Here is a 19,875-nt window from a genome sequence, read left to right as displayed (position 1 = left end):
CGGCGGGCGCGGCACGGCCTGACGGGGCCGCCCCGGGCCTCCAGGGTGGTGTGGCGGGGTCGGTGGCGGGTGCAACGTGTCCGCGGAAGCGACAGACCTCGTCACCGCTGCGGCGACTGTCCCGTCAGGGCGACAGTGTGCCGCGAACGTTCGGTGGAACACTGTCGCTTTCGCAGGACGGGCGGGGCGTGAGACGGGTCAGAGGCTCGTCATGCCGCCGTCGACGCGGAACTCCGCTCCGGTGGCGTAGGACGACTCCGGGCTGGCCAGGTAGACCATGATGCCGGTGACGTCGTCGGGGGTGCCCGGGCGACCGAGCGGGGAGCGGGCGACGATCGCGGCTCGGGCCTCGGGGTCACCGGAGATCGCCGACACGAGGCCGGTCTCGGTGTAGCCCGGCACCACCGTGTTCACCCGGATGCCGTCCCGCGCGTAGGCCATCGCGGTCGCCCGGACGAGTGCGTGGATGCCGCCCTTGGTCGAGGAGTACGCCGCGAAGTCGGCGCCCTCACCGTTCAGGCCGGTCGGCGACCCCGTGGCGATGACCGACCCGCCGGTGCCGCCCGCGAGCATCGCCCGGACGGCGTGCTTGATCGTCAGGAACGTGCCGGTGAGGTTGACCGCGACCGTGCGGTCCCAGGTCTCGAGCGACAGGTCGGCGACCTTCGCGTCGTGGCCGAACAGCTGCACACCGGCGTTCGCGACCACCACGTCGGGGCTCGCACCACGGTCGGCCAGATCGGCGAACCCCGCGGCCACGCTCGCCTCGTCGGCGATGTCCATCGTCAGGCCGATCGCGGTCGGGCCGGCTGCGGCGGCGGCACCGGCGGCCGCATCGGCGTCGCGGTCGGCGTAGACGACGGTGGCCCCCTCGGCCACGAACCGGTCGGCGATCGCGCGGCCGATGCCGGCCCCCGCTCCCGTGACGAGTGCGGTCCGGCCGTCGAGTCGTGCGGTCATGTGGGACTCCGTCCTCGGAGCAGCGCTGCTCCGTCACACCCATCATTGCCCAACCGGTTGACCGGTGCTAGGCATGCACCATGACCGCGACGTCGAACGACGAGATCGTGTCCGTCGGACCCTGGCGTCTGGCCCTGCGCGGAGCCGAACTCGCCGACGTCACGTTCCGGGGCGTGCTCGTCCTGCGTGCCGTCCGGTTCGTCGTCCGCGACCACGACTGGCGTACGGCCGACGACACGGTGTCGACACGGACGGTGGACGGCGACGAGGGCCGCATCCGCATCGAGACCAGTGCACGATACGACGGCGTCGAGGTCGTGCGCGCCGTCCTCGAGGTCACGCTCGACGACGACACCCTGCGGGTCGCCGCGGTTGGGACGGTCACGCGGGCCTTCCGCCGCAACCGCATCGGACTCGTCGTCCTGCACCCGCCGACCCTGGCCGGGCAGCCGCTCACGGTGCGGCATCCGTCCGGTGACACCACCGCGACGGCGTTCCCGTTCTGGATCGCGCCGCACCAGCCGGCCGTCGCCGTCGCCGGGCTCGACTGGTCGGTGGGCGCGACCGCGCTGTCGCTCGACCTGACCGGTGACGTGTTCGAGACCGAGGACCAGCGGAACTGGACCGACGCCTCGTTCAAGACGTACTCGACGCCGCTCGCCGAGCCGTTCCCGATCGCCCTCTCACCGGGGACGACGGTCCGTCAGGGGCTCACCCTGCGTGCAACGGCGGTCGGTTCGGCAGGTGGTCCGGGCACCCGGTCGGGAGGCGCGGCCTCCCCCGCCCCGGACCTCGCGGCGCTCGACGGGCCGGGTCCCGGTGCCGTGGTCACGCCGCCGCCGACGCTCCAGCTGCTCGCGGGTTCGGCGCCGGTCGCTGCGCGCCCGGACGACGCCGACCTGCTCCGCGGGTTCCCGATCCTGGTCGAACCGGTCCTCGGTGCCCCGAACGTCGAGGCGGTGCTCGCCTCGGCCCGGCGGGACGCGGGTGGTGCACCCCTGGACGTCCGGTTCGTCACCGACGACCCGGCACTGCTGCGCGCGGCGATCGACGCGGTGCTCGACGGCGGGCCGGTGGCTCGCGTCGGGGCGTTCGACCCGGTGTCGCACGTGACGACGCCGGCGCTGCAGCGGGCGCTGCGCGAAGCGGTGGCAGCGGTCGGCACGCTGGAGGTCGTCGCCGGTACCCGGGCCCACTTCACCGAGCTGAACCGGTCGATCGCGCTGTTCTCGGGCTGGGACGGCCCCCTGACCTGCAGCGTGACGCCACAGATGCACGACCGGTCGTCCGAACAGGTGACCGAGTCGATCCGGATGCAGCGCTGGGTGGTGAGCAGTGCCTCCAGGCTGGCCGCCGGCAGGGCGCTGCACGTCGGACCGGTGACGCTGCGACCACGGTTCAACGCGGTGGCGACGGCGCCGACCCGGGTCGTGACGCACACGACCGTCGAGCACGGGTACGGGCCGGAGACCGTTCCGGACGCGACCGACCCGGCGCAGCACACGCCGGCCGCCGAGCGGTGGTTCGCCGACGCGGTGCGGGCGCTGACCGTGCCGGGCGTGGCCTCGATCACGCTGACGGAGGCGTGGGGGCCGCGCGGGTTCGTGGCCGCCGACGGCACGGGGAACGCCCCGCCGGAAGGGGGTCGGCGGGGCGTTCCGGTCCGGGCGCGCTGACGGGTCGGCGCGGTGGTCGGTGGCGGTGCGGCTCAGCGCCGGACGGCGTCGATCTTGAGCATCTTCGCGATGACCGAGTCGAGCTCGCTGTCGTCGAAGACCTGCTTCCAGTCCTCCTTGATGAGCTTCTCGCGGCCGTAGCCCATCGCGATGTGGCAGGCGTCGGAGAACGGGTTCGAGCCGCGCAGGCCGTTCGTGAGCGCGATCCAGGTGTGGCCGTAGAGCATGGCGCGGGCGGCCTCGCGGGGCACGCCGACACCGGTGACGGTCTCCTCGAGGGCGTCGTTGAGGAAGTCGCCGATCATGCAGGCGATGGTCTCGACCAGGGTCGGCTCGAGCACGGCCAGCTGCTTCACCGTGACCCAGTGCACCTGGATGACCGGGGCGTACATCGTGGTGATGACGGCCTCGGCGACGGCCTTGGCGCGGTCGCCCTCGTCGCCGAGCGACTCCGAGGCGTCGAAGGCCGCGATGACCTCCTGCGGGGCGGCGATGCCACCGAAGGTGTCGTCCCACTCGGCCTTGGTGGTGCGCTCGAGGAACACCGACGGGTGGCACGGGTGCGCCACGGCGTAGTGGATGTCCTCGCGCTTGGCGAGGAGACCCGCGTAGGCGGCGGCCGGGTCGAGCGTCAGGATCGACGCGCCGGGCTTCATGACGGGGACGAGCTGCTCCGAGATGGTGCCGAGCAGGACGTCCGGGACGGCGAGGATGACGACGTCGGCGGCCTTCGCCGCGTCGAGGCTGTCGGTGATCTCGCGGCCGAGGGCCTGGATGCGCTCCTGGCCGGCGGGCGAGGCCTCGCTGTACAGGGTGGTGTACTCGCTCTTCGCGAAGTTGTTCGAGACGCGGGTGCCCATCTTGCCGCCGGCACCGATCACGGCGACGGTGACGTCGGCCGTGCCGGATCCGGCAGCGACGGTGTGGGTGGTGGTGACGGTGTCGGTCATGATTCCTTGCTCCTGATGTACTCGATGGTGTGTTCGGTCCACGCCGCTTCGATGCGGGTGGTGGTCTGTGCGGGGGTCTCCCCCGGCAGGGGTTCGGCGCCGGCGTGCTCGTCCTGCCACGGCAGCCAGAACTCGATGACGCGGTTGATCCCCCGGGTGTCCGGCTGGAGCGCGGCACGGACGGCGTCGTGGTCGAGGACCCCGGTGCCGATCGGGACGCCGGTGTACTGGAACCCGACCCAGCCCGGTGAGCGGGTGAAGGCGGAGTCCTTGACGTGCCAGTTGACGACGTGCGGGGCGGTCATCGCCACGACGTCCCCCGGGTGTTCGAGCCGTGCCACGGTGTTCGCCGGGTCGAGGCAGATGCCGAGGTGGTCGGAGCCGAACGCCTGGACGACGGCGACGAGGTCGGCGGTGGCGACGACCTCGTAGGTCTCCAGCGCGAGGGTCACGCCCGCGCGCTCGTAGGCGGGGAGCGCCTGCCGCAGGCGTCGTTCGGTCTCGGCCGCGTCGGGCTGGTCGTCGCCGCTCGTCCACATGCTCCGCACGAGGGTCGCGCCGAGCTGCTGTGCGACGTGCAGGTACCGGGCGAGGTGCTCCGGCCGGGTGCCGCGGGTGCCGACCTCGAGCGTGAGACCGAGGTCGGCGGCCAGGGACCGGATCGAGGCCAGGCGCTCGTCGGTCGCGGTGTCGAGCGGCAGGTGGTCGCAGATCTGGAACAGGTCGACGCCGTCGTGGGTCGCGGCGTCGCGCAGGGCGTCGTCGAGGGACATCGGCGACGGGACGCGGTCGGACATGCGCCAGAAGTAGGCGTAGGTGGAGAGGCCGAGCAGGGAGGTCACGCCGGTGCTCCGTCCTGCGTCGCGTCCAGCGCCTCGGGCTTCGTCGAGGATCGTGCGGATCGCCTCCGGGTCGTGGGCGAAGCGGCCGAGGAACAGCCCGCCGATGCGTCCGGCACCGCGGGTCAGCAGGCCCGGGCCGGCACTGCCGCCGTAGATCGCGGCGGAGCCGGCGAGCTCCGGCCGGGTCGCCAGGTGCTGCTCGATGCCGGCCAGGACCGCGACGATGTGCTCGTCGGGCGCGGGCTGCGGGGCGCCGATCGCCCACACCGGCTCGTACGCGGCGATGAGCGGTCCGGCCAAGCCGTCGGCGGTCGCAGTGGCGGTGAAGCGGTCGAGCTGCGCGGTGACCTCGGCGATTGCTGCCGCGGGGTCGCCGTCGGCGGCGCGCTCGGTCTCGCCGATGCAGATCAGGGGCCGCAGGTGGTTGCGGTACGCCGCGTGTACCTTCCCGGCGATCTCGTCGTCCGTCTCGTGGAACAGTTCGCGTCGCTCGGCGTGTGCGATCTCGACGAGGTCGACCCCGATCTCACGGAGTTCGGCGCCGGAGACCTCGCCGGTGAAGGCGCCGCTGTCCGCCCACGCCAGGTCCTGGGCGCCGAGCGTCACGGGGGCGTCCCCGATCACCGCACGGACCGGGACGAGCGACGGGAACGTCGGCACCACGAAGAGCTCGACCGCGCCGGACCGAACCGCCGGGTGGCTCCGGGCGATGTCGGCCACGGCGGCCGCCCACTCGAGCGTCCGGGCGTGCGAGAAGTACATCTTGAGCGACACCCCGATCGTCACCGGGGCGGCCGCCGTGGTCGCGGGCATCAGGCGTCGGTCCCGACCGGGGCGGAGCCGTCGTAGGCGCAGATCGCGTTGACCTTCTCGGCGCTCGCGCTCGTCTGGTCGAAGGTGTAGCCGAGCCACTCCTTCGCCATCCGGCGCGCGACCTCGACCCCGACGACGCGCTGCCCCATGCAGAGGACCTGGGCGTCGTTCGACAGGATCGAGCGCTCCACCGAGAACGAGTCGTGCGCGGTCACGGCGCGGATGCCGGGGACCTTGTTCGCCGCGATCGCGACACCGAGGCCGGTGCCGCAGATCAGGATCGCGCGGTCGGCCTCGCCGTTCGCCACCAGACGGGCGGCGTCGACGGCGACGTGCGGGTAGGCGGTGTGACCGTCGGCGTCCACGCCCACGTCGACGACCGAGGCCACGCGGGGGTCCTTCGCGAGGTCGGCCTTGATGACTTCCTTGTAGTCGAAGCCGGCGTCGTCCGAACCGACGACGATGCGGAACTGCTGCTCACTCATGCGGGTGTGCCTTTCGTGGTGGGGGTCAGGCGGGGACGGCGATGGTCGCCAGGACCGCTGCGGTGATGAGCGCGAAGGAGATCGCGCCGGCGTCCGGGGTGCCGACGGCGTCCTCGCCGTGGGTGCGGGCACGGCCCATCCGGGGCAACAGGTCGGCCGTGGCGTCCGCCGCGGTCTGTGCTGCGGCCGAGGCGGCCGACCAGGCGTCGACGAGTTCGTCGCCGGCGTCGACCCGGGCGGCGAAGACCTGGTCGAACGGCACGAGCGCGTCGACCATCGTCTTGTCGCCGGGGACGGCTCCGAAGGCCAGGACGGCTTCGGCGGCGGCGTGCACCGCGCTCTGGACGGTGGCGGGTGTCGGACGGGACTCGTCCCCGAGGACGCGACCGAGGGCCTCCAGGGCGGCACCCCAGATCGCACCGGACGTCCCACCGGCCTTGTCGGACCACGCGTCGCCGGCGATCGCGAGGACCGAACCGGCGCCGGCGCCACGGGCGGCGGCGTCCTGTGCCGCACGGTCGGCGGCGGTGGAGCCGCGCTGCATGCCGATGCCGTGGTCGCCGTCACCGGCGACGGCGTCGATGCGGCCGAGCTCGTCGGCGTGGTCGTCGATGGTGGCGCGGATCGCTGAGATCGCGCTCGCGACGCTGACTGCTGCGGCCTGGGACTCCTCGGTGCCCGGCGTCACGGGCACGACCACGCCGGCTTCGAGGACCTCGACCGGCACCGGCTGCTGCGGGACCGCGCCGCCCTTGCGGTACGCGGGGGCGTCGGCGGGGGCGGCCCAGAGCTGCTCGAGTTCGTCGTCGAGCCAGAACAGGGTGAGCGAGACGCCCGCCATGTCGAAGCTGGTGACGAGTTCGCCGACCTCGGGCTCGACGACGACGATGCCGGCGTCGGTGAGCTTCCGCTGGACGGCGCCGAAGACGACGAAGAGTTCCTCGTACTTGACGGAGCCGAGGCCGTTGAGGATCGGGACGACGCGGGGGGTGGCGGGTGCTGTTGCGGTGTCTGGTGCGGTGCGGGTGCCGGTGCCGGTGCCGGTGCCGTCGGGTCGCTCGGTGAGGAGTTTGTCGACGAGCAGGTCGGCCAGGCCGTCCGCGGTGGGGACGTCGGCCTCGGCGATGCCGCGTTCGCCGTGGATGCCCATGCCGATGGCCATGCGCCCCTCGGGGACGGTGAAGAGCGGCTCGTCGGCACCGGGCAGGGAGCAGCCCGAGAACGCGACCCCGAAACTGCGGGTGCGGTCGTTGGCCCGGGTCGCGATCGCGGTGACCGCGTCGAGGTCGTCGCCGCGTTCCGCGGCCGCGCCGGCCACCTTGAACACGCAGAGGTCCCCCGCGATGCCGCGGCGCTTGTGCGCCTGGTCGGCGGGCGCGCATGCGACGTCGTCGGTCACGCGGACCGTGCGGACGTCGATGCCCTGCGCCTCGAGTGCCCGTGCCGCGGCGTCGAAGTTGAGGACGTCGCCGGCGTAGTTGCCGTAGCTCAGCAGCACGCCGCCACCGTGCTCGGACGCCTTCGCGACCGCGGTGACCTGCTGGGCGCTCGGGCTGGCGAACAGGTTGCCCATCGCGGCACCGGCCGCCAGGCCGTGCCCGACGAGGCCACCGAAGGCCGGGTAGTGGCCGGAGCCACCGCCGACGACGAGCGCGACGGTGCCCTCGGGGCTGGTGGTGGAGCGGGCGACCCCGCCGTGCACCTTGCGCACCCGGGCGTGGTTGGCGGCGACGAAGCCGTCCACCATCTCGTCGGCGAAGTCCGCCGGGTCGTTGAACAGGCGGGTCATGCGCCGGCCTCCTTCGCGATGGCGGTCGGTCCGTCCGTGGCAGCGACCGCGGTGTCGGCTCCGGACGCCGCGGCGGCCGCTTCGTTGCGCTTCGTGTTCCGGCCGAGCACGAACATGAGCACGCTCGACAGCACCATGAAGAACCCGACGATGAACATCGGCACCTGGTACCCGCCGGTCCACTCGCTCACCGCACCCGTGATGTACGGGGCGGCGAACCCACCGAGATTGCCGACGGTGTTGATGAGGGCGACCCCCGCGGCTGCGGCGGCACCGGTCAGGAACTGCGTGGGGACCGTCCAGAAGTTCGGCAGGGCCGCGAAGATCGCACACGCGGTGATCGCGATGACCGCGACGGTGGCGGCCGGGCTGTTCATGTAGAGCGCGACCGGGATGCTCAGGCCACCGACCAGGGCCGGGACGGCGATGTGCCAGACCCGGACACCACGACGGAAGGCGTCACGCGACCAGAAGTACAGGACCACCGCGGCGGGCACGTACGGGATGGCCGTGATCAGGCCCTTCTGGAACAGGTCGAACGTGGTGCCGAACTGCTCCTGGAAGCCGTCGATGATCGTCGGCAGGAAGAAGCTGAGCGCGTAGAGGCCGTAGATGAAGCCGAAGTACACCGCGGCGAGCATCCAGACGCGGCCGGAGCCGAAGGCCGCACGCAGGCCGCCCTTGCCGTGGCCGTCGCCGCCGCCCTTCGCGGCGCTCTCGGCAGCGAGCGTCGTCTCCAGCCAGACCTTCTCGTCCTCGTCGAGCCACTTCGCCTGCGACGGCTTGTCCTTGAGGACGAAGAGGCACAGGACGCCGACGATGATCGCCGGGATCGAGACGCAGAGGAACATGAAGCGCCATCCGGCCAGGCCGCCGAGGATCCCCTCGTGGGTCATCAGCCAGCCGGCGAGCGGGGAACCGATGACGCTCGTGAGCGGCTGCGCCAGGTAGAACAGCGCGAGCATCTTGCCGCGGTGCCGTGCCGGGACCCAGGTCGACAGGAACAGGATCGCGCCGGGGAAGAAGCCGGCCTCGGCGATGCCGAGCAGGAAGCGCAGGCCGACGAGCTGCGGGTAGTTCTGCACCCACGTGAAGAGCAGGGACACGATGCCCCACGTGATCATGATGCGGGCGAGCCAGATCCGGGCGCCGAACTTGTGCAGCGCCAGGTTGGAGGGCACCTCGAGCACGAGGTAGCCGATGAAGAACACACCGGACGCGAAGCCGAACTGGGCGGCGGTCAGGCCGAGGTCGGCCTCCATGCCGTTGGGGGCGGCGAAGGAGATCGCGGTGCGGTCGAGGAAGTTGATGAAGAACATCAGTGCCACGAACGGCACGATGCGGATCGCGATCTTGCGGATGGCCGTCTTCTCGACGACCGAGGTGGGGATGCCTCGCGTGGCGGGGATGTCCACGATGACTCCTGCTCGGTGGGGGTGGTACGACTCCCGTCCCGGCGGCTGCGCCGGGATGGCCCGTGCTGCTGGGCCGGGGTGTTCCGGTCGGCTTCGCGGGGACGCTCCGTGCTGCTGCGCGGATCGAGAGCGGGCGCATCGGCGCGCCTGATCCAGTGTGCGTCGCGGTCGGACAACTTGTCAACCGGTTGACCATTTCGCCCGCGCCGCTGCCTTCTTCGCGACGCTGGTCGCCTCGGCGCTGCTCCCGCCGCAACCGGTTGACCGACCGGTACGCTCACTCCATGCCCGCGTTCAGCCCGGACGACCCCCTCAACATCCGACTCGAGCTCGAGTCCGTGCCCGTCGGGTCCCCCGCCTCGGTGGTCGCCCGACAGCTCGTCTCGCTGCTCACCGCCGGCGAGCTGGCCCCCGGCTCACGACTGCCCTCGGAGCGGATCCTGTCCGAGCGGCTCGGCGTCGGACGCTCGGCCGTCCGTGAGGCACTCGCCGCGCTCGAGATCCTGGGCATCGTGCAGATCCGCCCCGGCTCGGGCACCTACCTGCGCGGAGGCACCTCGGACCTGCTCCCGACGACCCTGTCGTGGGGCCTCATGCTCGCGTCGAACCGCACCCGCGAGCTGCTCGAGATCCGGTCCTCGCTGGAGCGCACGGCCGCGATCCTCGCCGCGCAGCGCGCCACCGACGAGCAGATCACCGAGCTCGGCGAGTACCTGGTGCGGCAGGAGGCGACGCTCGACGACCCGCAGGCCTTCATCGACGCCGACGTCCGGTTCCACGTCCTGCTGGCGCGGGCGTCGGGCAACGACGTGCTCGCCGACCTGCTGCAGAGCCTGCGCTCGATGCTGAGCGTCTGGGTCGCGCGGCGCGTGCAGACCCGGCAGGCGACCGAGGCCGCGTTCCACGAGCACCGCGCCGTCTTCGAGGCGTTGCGGGCCCGCGACGTGCCCGCCGTGCAGCGCGCGATGGACGAACACATGGCCACGGCGAGCGCCCGCATCGAGCACGCCGAGCCGTTGCCCGCCGACGAGTAGGGGGCGCGCGCGCCCGTGCGCGCGCTCGTGCTCGTGCGCGCGCGCTTCGTGAGCAGGAATGGTCGGGTCCGTCGAGCCGACCCGACATCTTCTGCTCACGATCGGGGCGGACGGGAGGCCCGGGTCGCGCCCGCCCCGCACCGTGCGGTGTTGCCGGGTCGGCAACACCGCTTGGGTCCGGCCCGGCAGGTGCGCTGGAGTACGTGCATGCACACCCACCACGACGGCTCCGCCGCCGGAGCCAACGACGCCACCGCCGCACCGTCCGCCCGGGAGTGGTGGGAGACCCGCTACGCCGAGCGCGACGGCATCTGGTCGGGCCGGGTGAACGCCGTGCTCGCCTCGGTGACCTGGGGGCTGCCGGTGGGGCGGGCGCTCGACCTCGGCTGCGGCGAGGGCGGCGACGTGGTGTGGCTCGCCGAGCAGGGGTGGGACGTGACGGGCATCGACCTGTCCGTGACGGCGCTCCAGCGCGGTTCGCGGGCCGCCGTCGCCGCCGGGGTCCAGGAGCAGACGGCGTTCGTCGCCGCGGACCTCGCCCGGTGGGACACCGCCGCGCGGTTCGACCTGGTGACGGCCTCGTTCCTGCAGTCGTGGCCGGTGGAGATCCCCCGAGCCGACATCCTGCATCGGGCCGCCGGCTTCGTCGCCGCCGGTGGGCACCTGCTCGTCACCGCGCACGCCGCTCCCCCGCACGACGAGCTGCCGCCCGAGCTGCGGGAGTACCGGTTCCCCGTGCCGGCCGACGACCTCGCCGCCCTGCAGCTCGACGACCGGTGGGACGTCCTGGTCGCCGAGGTCCGGCCGCGCACTGCGACGACGCCGGAGGGTGATCCGCACGAGGTGCTCGACAGCGTCGTGCTCGCCCGGCTGACGCGCGGGTAGCGTCGGTGGCGTGAGCACCGACGACGGCATCCGCGGACTCGTCGTGGACGGCGTCGAGGTCGCCGTCGAACGCAGCGGCGCCGGCACGATCGCCACGTCGTCCCCTCGTCCGTACCTGCACCCGGTCCGGACCCTCGGTGGCACCGTCGTCAGCGAACACCACCCCGGCGACCACGACTGGCACTGCGGTGTCGGCGTCGCGATCCCGGACGTCGACGGCGTGAACTGCTGGGGTGGCCGGACCTACGTCCGCGGCTCCGGCTACGTGTGGCATGACGACCACGGCTCGGTCGAGGTGGTGCACGCGGAGCAGCACGACACGACGTCCGCCGAGCAGCTCGTCTGGCAGGGCCCGGACCGCACGGTGGTCCTGCGCGAGGACCGCACCCTTCGCTGGCGCGCCGTCACCAGCGGGTGGGAACTGTCCTGGTCGTCGTCGTTCCGGGCCCCCGGTGACTCCCCCGTGCACCTCGGCGGTCCGGGCAGCAACGGCCGGACCGGAGCGGGCTACGGCGGCTTCTTCTGGCGGTTCCCCGAGTGCACGGGAGTGGTCATCCGGACCGCCGATGCCGAGGGCGAGGCCGCCGTGCACGGCTCGGCCGCACCCTGGATCACCTGGTCGGCGGTGTTCGACGGCGGCCCGGCGACGATCCGCGTCGAGGCCGTCGACCACCACGATCCCTGGTTCGTCCGCGCCGAGGAGTACCCCGCGATGGGCTCGGCACTGGCGTGGGACGCCCCCGCCGTCGTGCAGCCCGGCGCTCCGCTGATCCGCTCGTTCCGCGCGACGATCACCGACGGCGGTACGCTCGCCGGATGAGCACCGGGGACTGGGAGTCACGCGTCGCGGCGCTGTGGGACGACGAGACGATCGACGATCAGCAGCGGATCGAGCGGATGCGCGACCTCGCCGGCGGCGCTCCGCACCCTGCACTCGGCGCGTTCGAGCTCGGCGGCGCCTTCGACTCGGGCGGCCACGAGGCCGACGCCGACGTGCAGTATGCCGCCGCGACCATGGCCGGCCTGGACGCCGTCGACCCAGATCGCGCCGCCAGGATGGTCGTCCAGCACGCCTCGACGCTCCGCAACCTCGGCCGGATCGACGGCGCCATCGCGATGCTCCGGGACGCCCCGGAGCACCCCGCCACCGGGGCGGCGCCGAGGGTGTTCCTCGCGCTCGCACTGCACAGCGCCGGACGCTCCGCCGAGGCCCTGCGCGTCGCGATCGAAGCCGTCGAGCCGACGCTCCCCCGGTACCACCGGTCCGTCCGTGCCTACGCTGCGGCCCTCACCGAGGACTGACGCGCGTCAAGCGTTCCGGCGCTGGAGCGCGTCCGCAGCCTTGCCGAGCAGCCAGTTCACGGCCCACCCCAGCACGCCGATCACGGGCAGCGCGAGGATGACCACCGTCCACAACACCTTGACCACCTGCGTCCGGCGACGGTTGCGCCAGACCTGCACCAGCGCCACGGCCTCGAGCGCCAGCAGCACGAGGAGCACCACGGCGTGTGCTCCCGACACGTTCGTCAACACGAGCGGTCCTCTCCGCGGCGACGGTCGTCGCCCGCATCGATGACAGTAGGGCCTGCCCGGACTCGTCCGCGTCATCCGTCCGACTGACCGCGCGGGTCGGTCTGGCGATCACGCTGGCAGATCAGGCGATCGCGACCTCACCCCGCGCGAGCAGTTCACGGGCCCGACCGGCGTCGGCAGCCGGTGGCCGACCGTGCAGGGCGCGGTAGTCGCGCGAGAAGTGCGAGGCGCTCCGGTACCCCACCGCGACCGCAGCCTGGGCGGCGGTGTCACCGAGCACGATCATCCGACGACGGGCCTCTCCGAGTCGCAGCCGCCGCAGGTACTGCACCGGGCTCATCCCGGTGACCTGCCGGAAGCGGGCGAACAGCGTCGACTCGCTCGTCCGGACCGCCGCGGCCAGGCCCGCCACCGACCACGGGTCCGCCAACCGGTCGGTGAGCAGGGCGGTGGCCGCTGCGACGACGTCGCCGTCGCGGTTGCCGATCGCGGCCAGGATGCGCGGTGCCTGGTCGGTCTGCAGCAGACGGAGCACGACCTCGCGGGTGACGAGCGGGGCGAGGACCGTCATGTCCTCCGGAGCATCGAGCAGTCCGACGAGTCGGGCGAACGCGTCCGCCAGGGCCGGGGTCCAGCTGCCGAGTCGTGCCGGCGGCGCCTCGTCCTGGTGGGGGCGGGACATCGCCGTCGCGACCTCGGCGACCACCGCGGGGTCGAGCTGCCAGACGACCGCGACGAACCCCGCGGGTGGTTCGACCTCGACCACCCCGGCGATCACGGGCAGGTCGACGGGCGTGATGATGAAGCGTTCCCGACCCCAGAGCTGGTCGTCATCCCCCACTACCGAGCGCTTCCGCCCAGCGAGCACCACCGACACCGACGGCGTGTAGCGCTGGTACCCGAGGTCGGTCGGACGGTCCACCCGGGCCAGGCGGAGGCCGATCCGTCCGGCGCGCTCCGTGTCGTCCAGGTGGGCGAGGACGCTCTGCAGCGCACGGTCCAGCCGGTCCGAGGTGACGTCGTCCATGTGCCCATTCTGTCGAGGCATCCGGCGCGAGTGGTGCCCGTGCGGGATCCGGCAGGCACTCCGGAGTCCTGGGCAATCACCGCCGGGTCCGTCGGACCGAGCATCGGAGCATGCAGACCAACGAAGCACTCCTCGACTCCCTGACCACCGACGACCGACTGGCCGGCCGCACCGCACTGGTCACCGGCGCCTCGAGCGGCATCGGTGAAGCCGTCGCCCGTGTCCTCGCCGCCTCCGGCGCCACCGTCGCCGTCGCCGGCCGCGACCCCGAGCGGACGCAGGCCGTGGTGGACGCCATCACCGTGTCCGGAGGAACCGCCGTGGCTGTGATCGGCGACCTGAACACCCACCCCGATGCCGTCCGCGACCTCGCCGCCCGCGCCACCGAGGCCCTCGGCGGCCGGGTCGACGTCCTCGTCAACAACGCCGGCGTCTACCCGGTCGGCCCCACCGCACTGCTCGCCGACGGCGACGCCGAAGCGCTGTGGGCCACGAACGTCCGCGCGCCGCACGTGCTGGTCGGAGCGCTGGCTCCTGCGATGGTCGAACGCGGCTCGGGCGTCGTCGTGAACATCGGCTCGTGGATGTCCCGCGTCGGCGTCCCGTTCACGGCGCTCTACCCGGCGACGAAGGCCGCGGTCGAGCAGCTGACCCGCGCCTGGGCAGCCGAGTTCGGACCGCACGGCGTCCGGGTGTCGACCGTGTCGCCCGGGGCCACCGCGACACCGGGCAACGCGGACTCGCACGACGTCCTCGCGCAGATGACGGCCGGCACCCCGGCCGGCGCACCCGTCCGACCGGTCGACGTGGCGTTCGCCGTGCGCTGGCTGGCCTCCGACGAGGCGACCTTCGTGCACGGCGCCACGATCGACGTGGACGGCGGCCTCGCCGCGACCCGCCTCGGCTGAGCGCGCCCCGCACGAGCGGGCGAAACACCCGGGTCGGCGCGCGGAGGCACCCCAGCATTCCGCCCGCTCGGCAGCGCCAGCCGACGCGAGCGAACCCCCACCACCACGAACGGGCGAAATGCCCCGGTCCTCTCGCGGAACCACCCCGGCATTCCGCCCGCTCGGCAGCGCCAGCCGCCCCGCGCGAACCCCCACCACCGCGAACGGGCGAAATGCCCCGGTCCTCCCGCGGAACCACCCCGGCATTCCGCCCGCTCGGCAGCGCCAGCCGCCCCGGGCGAACCCCCACCACCGCGAGCGGGCGGAACACCTGGGTCGGCACGCGGAGGCACCGGGCATTTCGCCCGCTCGGCAGGAGTCGGTCAGCCGGGCATCGGTCCGCGAGTGGTCACGACGCGCCGCTGGCGGGTGGTCGTGCGGTCACGGACCGTCGCGCGGGAGCGCGCCAGGCGACGGATCGTGACCGCTCGGCGGACGGCGTGGGCGGGGCGGTGGGCGACGGGGCGCGACCGCTCGGCGGACGGCGGGGCGCGGCGGTGGGCGCGACCACCACACGGTCTGGAGGCGCGGTGCGGGCTGGCACCGGGCCTCCCGTCAGGCGGTGTGGTCGCCGACCACCCGTGGGACCGGCAGCGAGTCGCTGGTCGTGCGGAGGGACTCCTGGCGGATCTCGAGCTGCGACACGGCGAGCGCCGCCAGGTCGCGGAGGTTCGCGAGGTCGTCCTCGGTGGCCTGCCGCGGACGGGTGTCGAGCACGGCGAGCGTGCCGATCGGCGAGCCGTCGTGCTTGACGAGCGGGACGCTGACGTAGAAGCGGATGCCGAGCGGACCGGTGACCAGGGGGCTGTTCCGCATCTCGGGGTGTGCGGAGCCGTCCGGGATCACGACGGGGACGGGGACCGGGGCGAAGCCGTTGCGGAAGCTGATGCTGCGGGCTGCCTCGTCGACGCCCTCGGCGATGTACGACTGGGACCACTCGCGGTCCTCGTCGAGGACCTCGACCAGGGCGATCGGTGCGTCGAAGAGCCGGGCGGCCATCGCCGTGGTGCGCTGCAGCGACTCGTCGGGCAGGGTGTCGAGGGTCGCCGGGCGGTCCGTCTCGGGGCGCGTCGGTACCGGGGCCGTCTCGTCGGTCGGCTCGACCACGTGGTCGGCCGTGGCGGTCTCGGCGATCACGACGTCGCGGAGCATCGTGACCAGCTCGGCGCCGAGTGGGCGGGCCGCGGGGTCCTGCGCGGTCATGGCGCGGAGCAGGTGCTTCCAGTGCTCGGGCAGGGGCTCGGGGACCACGGGGTCGCGCGACAGCCGGGCGACGGCGGACTCGACGAGCGAGCCCGGGAACTCCCGGCGGCGGGTGAAGCACTGCAGCAGCACGAGGCCGAGCGAGTAGACGTCGCTCGGCGGGCCGACCTCGCCGCCGCGCGCCTGCTCGGGGCTGAGGTAGGCCGCGGTGCCGGTGGTGACGCCGTCGGCGGTCAGGCGTTCGACGCCGGCGGCGAGCGCGATGCCGAAGTCGGTCAGGCGTGCGCGGGCCCGCTCGGAGGCGTTGCCGTAGTCGACGAGCAGGATGTTCGACGGCTTGATGTCGCGGTGCACGACGCCGTGGGCGTGGATGTAGTCGAGGGCCTCGGCCATGTCGTAGCCGATCTCGGCGATGTGCCGTGAGGCGAGCGGGCCGACGGCCAGGCGCTCCTCGAGGTCCTGCCCGACGACGAGCGACATCACGATGTAGCGCTGCTGCGTGCCGTCCTGCCCGGTGACGACTCCGGCGTCGAGCAGGCTGACGAGGTTGTGGTGCTCGAGCGATGCCAGTACGCCGAGTTCGGCCTCTTGCCGGGCGATGTCGACGATGCCAGCGTGGAAGAGCTTGATCGCGACCGGGCGGTGCAGGCTCTCGTCCACACCCCGGTAGACGACGGACATGCCGCCCTGGCCGATCGCTTGCTCCACGCGGTACCGACCGTCGAGCAGCGGCGCGCTCGCGTCGTGGTCTTCCGTCGGGATCATCCAACCCTCGTTCTCGGCTCCGGCACCAACGATGCATCTTCGCATCCCGACGGGTACCTCGTTCACCGGTGACGTTCTCCGGCTGAACCTGCCCGTCGGGGCAGGCTCGTCGGGACGCCGCACCGTGCAGGCAGGCGGGCCGTCGGCTGTCCGCACCGCGCGGGCGCCGGCGGGGTCTGCGTCGGGGTTGAACCGGAACCGCGTACGCCGGGGAACCGGACAGACCCATGACCCTGAGGAGGATCGACATGACCACTGCACGCGAGATCATGACCGAGGGCGCCGAGTGCGTCGGTGAGAACGACACGCTTGTCGACGCGGCGAAGAAGATGGCCGACCTGGACGTCGGCGCCCTGCCGATCTGCGGCGAGGACGACCGACTGAAGGGCGTCGTGACCGACCGCGACATCGTGGTCGGGTGCGTCGCGAAGGGTGGGAACCCCGGTGACTTCACCGTCACGGACCTGGGACTCGGCGAGGTCGTCACGATCGGTGCCGACGACGACGTCCGGGAAGCTCTCACCACGATGGAGCAGCACCAGGTGCGGCGCCTCCCCGTGATCGACGGGCACCGGCTGGTCGGGATGATCAGCCAGGCCGACGTCGCCCGGAACCTCGAGGCGGCGGAGACCGGTGACACGGTGAGCGCGATCTCCGAGGACGCCTGACCGGACCGCCGACGAGGCAGCCGCGACGGTGCGGGGCGGCAGCGGCGGCTGCGCGGCAGCGGCGAGGCACGGCGGGGCTGCGGCGGCAGCGCGGCGCGGCTGCAGCGGCAGCGCGGCGGGGCAGCACACCGGTGTTCGCCGATCGAACACGCGCGTCACCGCGGTTCGATCTGCGGACACCGGTGTTCTGCAGCCCCGACCCGCGCCGTCAGCGACGCGTCGCGACCGTGCTCACGCGGAGATCCTCGAAGGTGCTGGTGAAGCCGGGGCCCCCGAGCGAGATGAGCCCGACGCGGGGTGCACTGCCGAGGTCCGCCGTCCAGGTGCCGCCCCGGACGAAGTGCCGCCCGTCCAGGCTCGTGTAGGCCGTGTACCGGTCCTCACCCCCGACCTCGCGGTGCACGATCCGGAGCGTGGTGGTGTCCCCGACCGGACCGACGACCATGTTGCCGTAGCTCGGCGCCCCGGCCGGTTGCCCGGACACCTGCTTGCCGAACTCCGTCTGGCGCGTGTTGAAGATCGAGTTCGACGTGAGCCGGACGTAGTTGCCGTCGTCACCCCAGACGATCAGGCCGCCCTGCACGTAGTTCAGGCCGTCGCCGGTGGCCGGGGTGTCCACCCCGACCGTGGTCTGGAGCACGTAGTCCCCACGGGGCGCCGGTTCGGACAGCACCGATGCGAGCGGCGTCACCGGCGGGTGGATGTCGGCGTCCTGCGTCTGCCAGCGGAACGTGCCGTCGGCAACGGTCCAGGTGGACGGGTCGGGCGCACGCGTCCAGGCGAGCTGGGCCGGCAGCGCTCCGGGCGCTGCCCCGGGCGCCGCCCCCGGCAGCGCGGCACCGTCGAACGAGGTCGACAGTGCCCGGATCGTCCGCCCCGGCACATCGACGGGAGCGGTCGACGCCCGGTACGTCGGCCGTTGCCCCGGCTGCGCGACCGGCCCCGGCTGCACCGTGTCGGACGGCCCGGCTCCACCGCGGACGACCGGCCAGCCGCCCTGCCAGTCGAGCGGGTCGATCAGCGCCGGCCGCTTCGTGTAGGTCGGCTGCCCCGCGTAGTACGGGTCGGTGCGATCGGCCGCGTGGTAGATGATCCAGTCCTGCCCGGCGTAGTCGGTGACCACGGTGTTGTGGCCGGTCCCGACCCAACGGTTACCGTTCTGCGCGAGCAGGGGTGTGCCACCGACCCGGGTGCTCGTGATCGCTACGCCGTCGCGGTCGGTGAACGGTCCGAGCGGGCTGCGCGACCGGGCGACGAAGACGCCGTAGCCGGTCAGGGCGCCGTTGCAGCAGTTCGTCGCGGAGCCCATGAAGTACCACCAGCCGCCGTGCCGCATCAGGTACGCGCCCTCGTAGCGGTTGTCGATCGCGATCTGCCGCTCGGTCGACGGGTCGGAGCGCAGGCCGTCCGCGCTGAGGCGTCGGACGTTCACGCCGCCGAAGTAGCTGCCGAAGTACAGGTAGGTCGTGCCCTTGTCCGTGATGACCTCGGGGTCGAACGCCCACCGCGCTCCGTCGCCGTTCGGTGCGGTCTGCGGCGCCACGACCGGTCCGCCGGAGTCCTTCCACGGCCCCGTCGGGCTCGAGCTCGTCGCCACCCCGACCGCGGAGCCGCCGCCGGTCGGCCCCGTCGCCGACGGGGTGTCCGAGGCCGCGTAGTACAGGTACCAGGTGCCGGCCCGGCCACGGTCCCCGGCACGGTACACGACGTCCGGCGCCCAGATCCCGTTCGCGTCGCCCACCCAGGCGGGCTTCGTCGGGAAGGCATCGTTGACGTACGTCCAGTGGGTCAGGTCGGTCGACCGGTACGTGGGCACCGCGTGCTGCACCAGGGACCCGTCCGGGTTCTGCTCCGTCGCGGTGAGCGCGTCGGTGGTGCAGTACAGGTACCAGTTGCGGTCGCGTCCGGCTCCGTGGATCACGGTCGGGTCCGCGCAGCTCGACGCCGTCTGCCCGTCGGGCAGGCTGAGCGCGACCGGGTTCTGGTGGCTGGGCGCCGCGCGGCCGTGCCGGCTGGCGGCGCTTGACGCCACGGTCGTGGTCGTGGTCGCCCGGGTGGTCCCGCCCGGCACCGCGGACGCATCCGCTGGTGCGGCCTGGAGGCCCGTGGTCGCGACGCCGAGGAACGTCACGACGGCGAGGAGTGCGGTGGACGATCGGCGCATGCCTGACCTGCTCTCGTCGTTGAGGGAGGTGCTGCTGGAGGGACTGCGGGTGTCGACGGGCGACGTGCGCGAGCGTACGCTCGGCTCGACGAAGGAGTCATGCCATGCCCGCGAGGTTCGTCTACTGGATCAACGTCTCCGTCGACGGGTTCGTCGAACGGGCCCCCGGCGAGCACGACGGACTCGACGGACCCGACTGGATCCGCATCGACGAGCCGCTGCACCGCGAGTTCAACGCCCGCGCCGCCGCGATGACCCTGTCCGTCGAGGGCCGGGTGGTCCGCGACATGATGGACCCGTTCTGGCCGGATGCCCGGCACGACGAGTCGATGCCGCAGTACCTGCGCGAGTACGGCGAGATCTGGACGGCGCAGCCGAAGATCCTGGTGTCCCGCACACGGACCACCGCCGACCACGACACCCGGGTCATCGGCGGCGACGACGACGCGATCGCCGAGCTGGCTGCGATCCGTGCCGCCGGCGAGGGCGACATCGGCGTGGGCGGACCGAGCATCGCGAGTCAGCTGCTCGATGCCGGGCTGCTCGACGAGGTCATGCTCTTCACGCACCCGTCGGTGCTCGGCGCCGGCCGCCCGTTGTTCGATCCGCCGCGCTCGGGGCACCGCCCGCTCGTGCAGCTCGACCTGCTCGAGCAGCAGCGCTACGACAACGGCGTCACCCTGCACCGGTACGACGTCCGGCGGTCCTGAGCGCTCGGG

18 protein-coding genes are annotated in these 19,875 nt (G+C 72.9%); 8 read left to right on the top strand and 10 right to left on the bottom strand.

Features of this window, described 5'->3' with window-relative positions:
* Nucleotides 1-198 precede the first annotated feature (198 nt).
* Complete coding sequence (locus DEJ29_RS06625) at nucleotides 199-960, bottom strand: SDR family NAD(P)-dependent oxidoreductase (protein WP_111095999.1); 762 nt, start codon at nucleotides 958-960, stop codon at nucleotides 199-201.
* An 80-nt stretch (nucleotides 961-1,040) separates the two neighbouring features.
* On the opposite strand from DEJ29_RS06625, the gene DEJ29_RS06620 reads away from it, so the two are divergent.
* Nucleotides 1,041-2,636, top strand: a complete 1,596-nt coding sequence (locus tag DEJ29_RS06620; RefSeq protein ID WP_111095998.1) for a D-apionate lactonase family protein — start codon at nucleotides 1,041-1,043, stop codon at nucleotides 2,634-2,636.
* A 32-nt stretch (nucleotides 2,637-2,668) separates the two neighbouring features.
* Here DEJ29_RS06620 and DEJ29_RS06615 read toward each other — a convergent pair whose 3' ends face one another.
* The 5 genes from DEJ29_RS06615 to DEJ29_RS06595 are packed head-to-tail and all read right to left on the bottom strand — an operon-like array spanning nucleotide 2,669 to nucleotide 8,930.
* Complete coding sequence (locus DEJ29_RS06615; protein ID WP_071406073.1) at nucleotides 2,669-3,586, bottom strand: phosphogluconate dehydrogenase C-terminal domain-containing protein; 918 nt, start codon at nucleotides 3,584-3,586, stop codon at nucleotides 2,669-2,671.
* Nucleotides 3,583-5,241 (bottom strand): triose-phosphate isomerase, encoded by a 1,659-nt coding sequence (locus DEJ29_RS06610; RefSeq protein WP_258376032.1) that lies wholly within the window; start codon nucleotides 5,239-5,241, stop codon nucleotides 3,583-3,585. Before DEJ29_RS06610 ends, DEJ29_RS06615 begins: the two co-directional genes overlap by 4 nt.
* Complete coding sequence (locus DEJ29_RS06605) at nucleotides 5,241-5,726, bottom strand: ribose-5-phosphate isomerase (protein ID WP_071406070.1); 486 nt, start codon at nucleotides 5,724-5,726, stop codon at nucleotides 5,241-5,243. The genes DEJ29_RS06610 and DEJ29_RS06605 overlap by 1 nt, the downstream gene beginning before the upstream one ends.
* 25 nt (nucleotides 5,727-5,751) lie before the next feature.
* A complete protein-coding gene (locus tag DEJ29_RS06600) occupies nucleotides 5,752-7,515 on the bottom strand; it encodes a dihydroxyacetone kinase family protein (RefSeq protein ID WP_111095997.1) in 1,764 nt (587 codons plus the stop codon).
* Nucleotides 7,512-8,930, bottom strand: a complete 1,419-nt coding sequence (locus tag DEJ29_RS06595) for an MFS transporter (RefSeq protein ID WP_111024851.1) — start codon at nucleotides 8,928-8,930, stop codon at nucleotides 7,512-7,514. The genes DEJ29_RS06600 and DEJ29_RS06595 overlap by 4 nt, the downstream gene beginning before the upstream one ends.
* Nucleotides 8,931-9,214: 284 nt before the next feature.
* On the opposite strand from DEJ29_RS06595, the gene DEJ29_RS06590 reads away from it, so the two are divergent.
* The 4 genes from DEJ29_RS06590 (at nucleotide 9,215) to DEJ29_RS06575 (ending at nucleotide 12,151) form a co-directional block, all read left to right on the top strand.
* Nucleotides 9,215-9,964: a FadR/GntR family transcriptional regulator gene (locus DEJ29_RS06590; protein ID WP_110865573.1), complete on the top strand. Its 750-nt coding sequence runs from the start codon at nucleotides 9,215-9,217 to the stop codon at nucleotides 9,962-9,964.
* A 207-nt stretch (nucleotides 9,965-10,171) separates the two neighbouring features.
* Complete coding sequence (locus tag DEJ29_RS06585; protein WP_111095996.1) at nucleotides 10,172-10,849, top strand: class I SAM-dependent methyltransferase; 678 nt, start codon at nucleotides 10,172-10,174, stop codon at nucleotides 10,847-10,849.
* A gap of 10 nt (nucleotides 10,850-10,859) precedes the next feature.
* Nucleotides 10,860-11,669 (top strand): DUF6807 domain-containing protein, encoded by an 810-nt coding sequence (locus DEJ29_RS06580; RefSeq protein ID WP_111095995.1) that lies wholly within the window; start codon nucleotides 10,860-10,862, stop codon nucleotides 11,667-11,669.
* Complete coding sequence (locus DEJ29_RS06575; RefSeq protein WP_111095994.1) at nucleotides 11,666-12,151, top strand: tetratricopeptide repeat protein; 486 nt, start codon at nucleotides 11,666-11,668, stop codon at nucleotides 12,149-12,151. The genes DEJ29_RS06580 and DEJ29_RS06575 overlap by 4 nt, the downstream gene beginning before the upstream one ends.
* Nucleotides 12,152-12,157: 6 nt before the next feature.
* On the opposite strand, the gene DEJ29_RS06570 is transcribed toward DEJ29_RS06575, so the two are convergent.
* A complete protein-coding gene (locus DEJ29_RS06570) occupies nucleotides 12,158-12,370 on the bottom strand; it encodes a PLDc N-terminal domain-containing protein (RefSeq protein ID WP_258376034.1) in 213 nt (70 codons plus the stop codon).
* A gap of 133 nt (nucleotides 12,371-12,503) precedes the next feature.
* Nucleotides 12,504-13,409, bottom strand: a complete 906-nt coding sequence (locus DEJ29_RS06565; protein ID WP_110865578.1) for an AraC family transcriptional regulator — start codon at nucleotides 13,407-13,409, stop codon at nucleotides 12,504-12,506.
* A gap of 110 nt (nucleotides 13,410-13,519) precedes the next feature.
* On the opposite strand from DEJ29_RS06565, the gene DEJ29_RS06560 reads away from it, so the two are divergent.
* Nucleotides 13,520-14,317, top strand: coding sequence for an SDR family NAD(P)-dependent oxidoreductase (locus tag DEJ29_RS06560; protein ID WP_111095992.1), 798 nt, complete (start codon nucleotides 13,520-13,522; stop codon nucleotides 14,315-14,317).
* A gap of 594 nt (nucleotides 14,318-14,911) precedes the next feature.
* Here the strand turns inward: DEJ29_RS06560 and DEJ29_RS06555 are convergent.
* Nucleotides 14,912-16,324 carry a protein kinase domain-containing protein gene (locus DEJ29_RS06555; protein WP_284174174.1) on the bottom strand — a complete coding sequence of 471 codons (1,413 nt, stop codon included), beginning with the start codon at nucleotides 16,322-16,324 and terminating at the stop codon, nucleotides 14,912-14,914.
* A 248-nt stretch (nucleotides 16,325-16,572) separates the two neighbouring features.
* On the opposite strand from DEJ29_RS06555, the gene DEJ29_RS06550 reads away from it, so the two are divergent.
* Nucleotides 16,573-16,992 (top strand): CBS domain-containing protein, encoded by a 420-nt coding sequence (locus DEJ29_RS06550; protein ID WP_111095991.1) that lies wholly within the window; start codon nucleotides 16,573-16,575, stop codon nucleotides 16,990-16,992.
* A 208-nt stretch (nucleotides 16,993-17,200) separates the two neighbouring features.
* On the opposite strand, the gene DEJ29_RS06545 is transcribed toward DEJ29_RS06550, so the two are convergent.
* Entirely contained in the window at nucleotides 17,201-19,156 is a 1,956-nt protein-coding gene (locus DEJ29_RS06545) for a glycoside hydrolase family 43 protein (RefSeq protein ID WP_111095990.1), read from the bottom strand.
* A gap of 104 nt (nucleotides 19,157-19,260) precedes the next feature.
* On the opposite strand from DEJ29_RS06545, the gene DEJ29_RS06540 reads away from it, so the two are divergent.
* Nucleotides 19,261-19,866, top strand: a complete 606-nt coding sequence (locus tag DEJ29_RS06540) for a dihydrofolate reductase family protein (RefSeq protein ID WP_111095989.1) — start codon at nucleotides 19,261-19,263, stop codon at nucleotides 19,864-19,866.
* The last annotated feature ends 9 nt before the right edge of the window (nucleotides 19,867-19,875 follow it).

Source organism: Curtobacterium sp. MCPF17_021 (assembly GCF_003234605.2).
In the GTDB taxonomy this organism is placed as follows: domain Bacteria; phylum Actinomycetota; class Actinomycetes; order Actinomycetales; family Microbacteriaceae; genus Curtobacterium; species Curtobacterium flaccumfaciens.
This window is presented reverse-complemented; position numbering and strand designations above follow the sequence as displayed.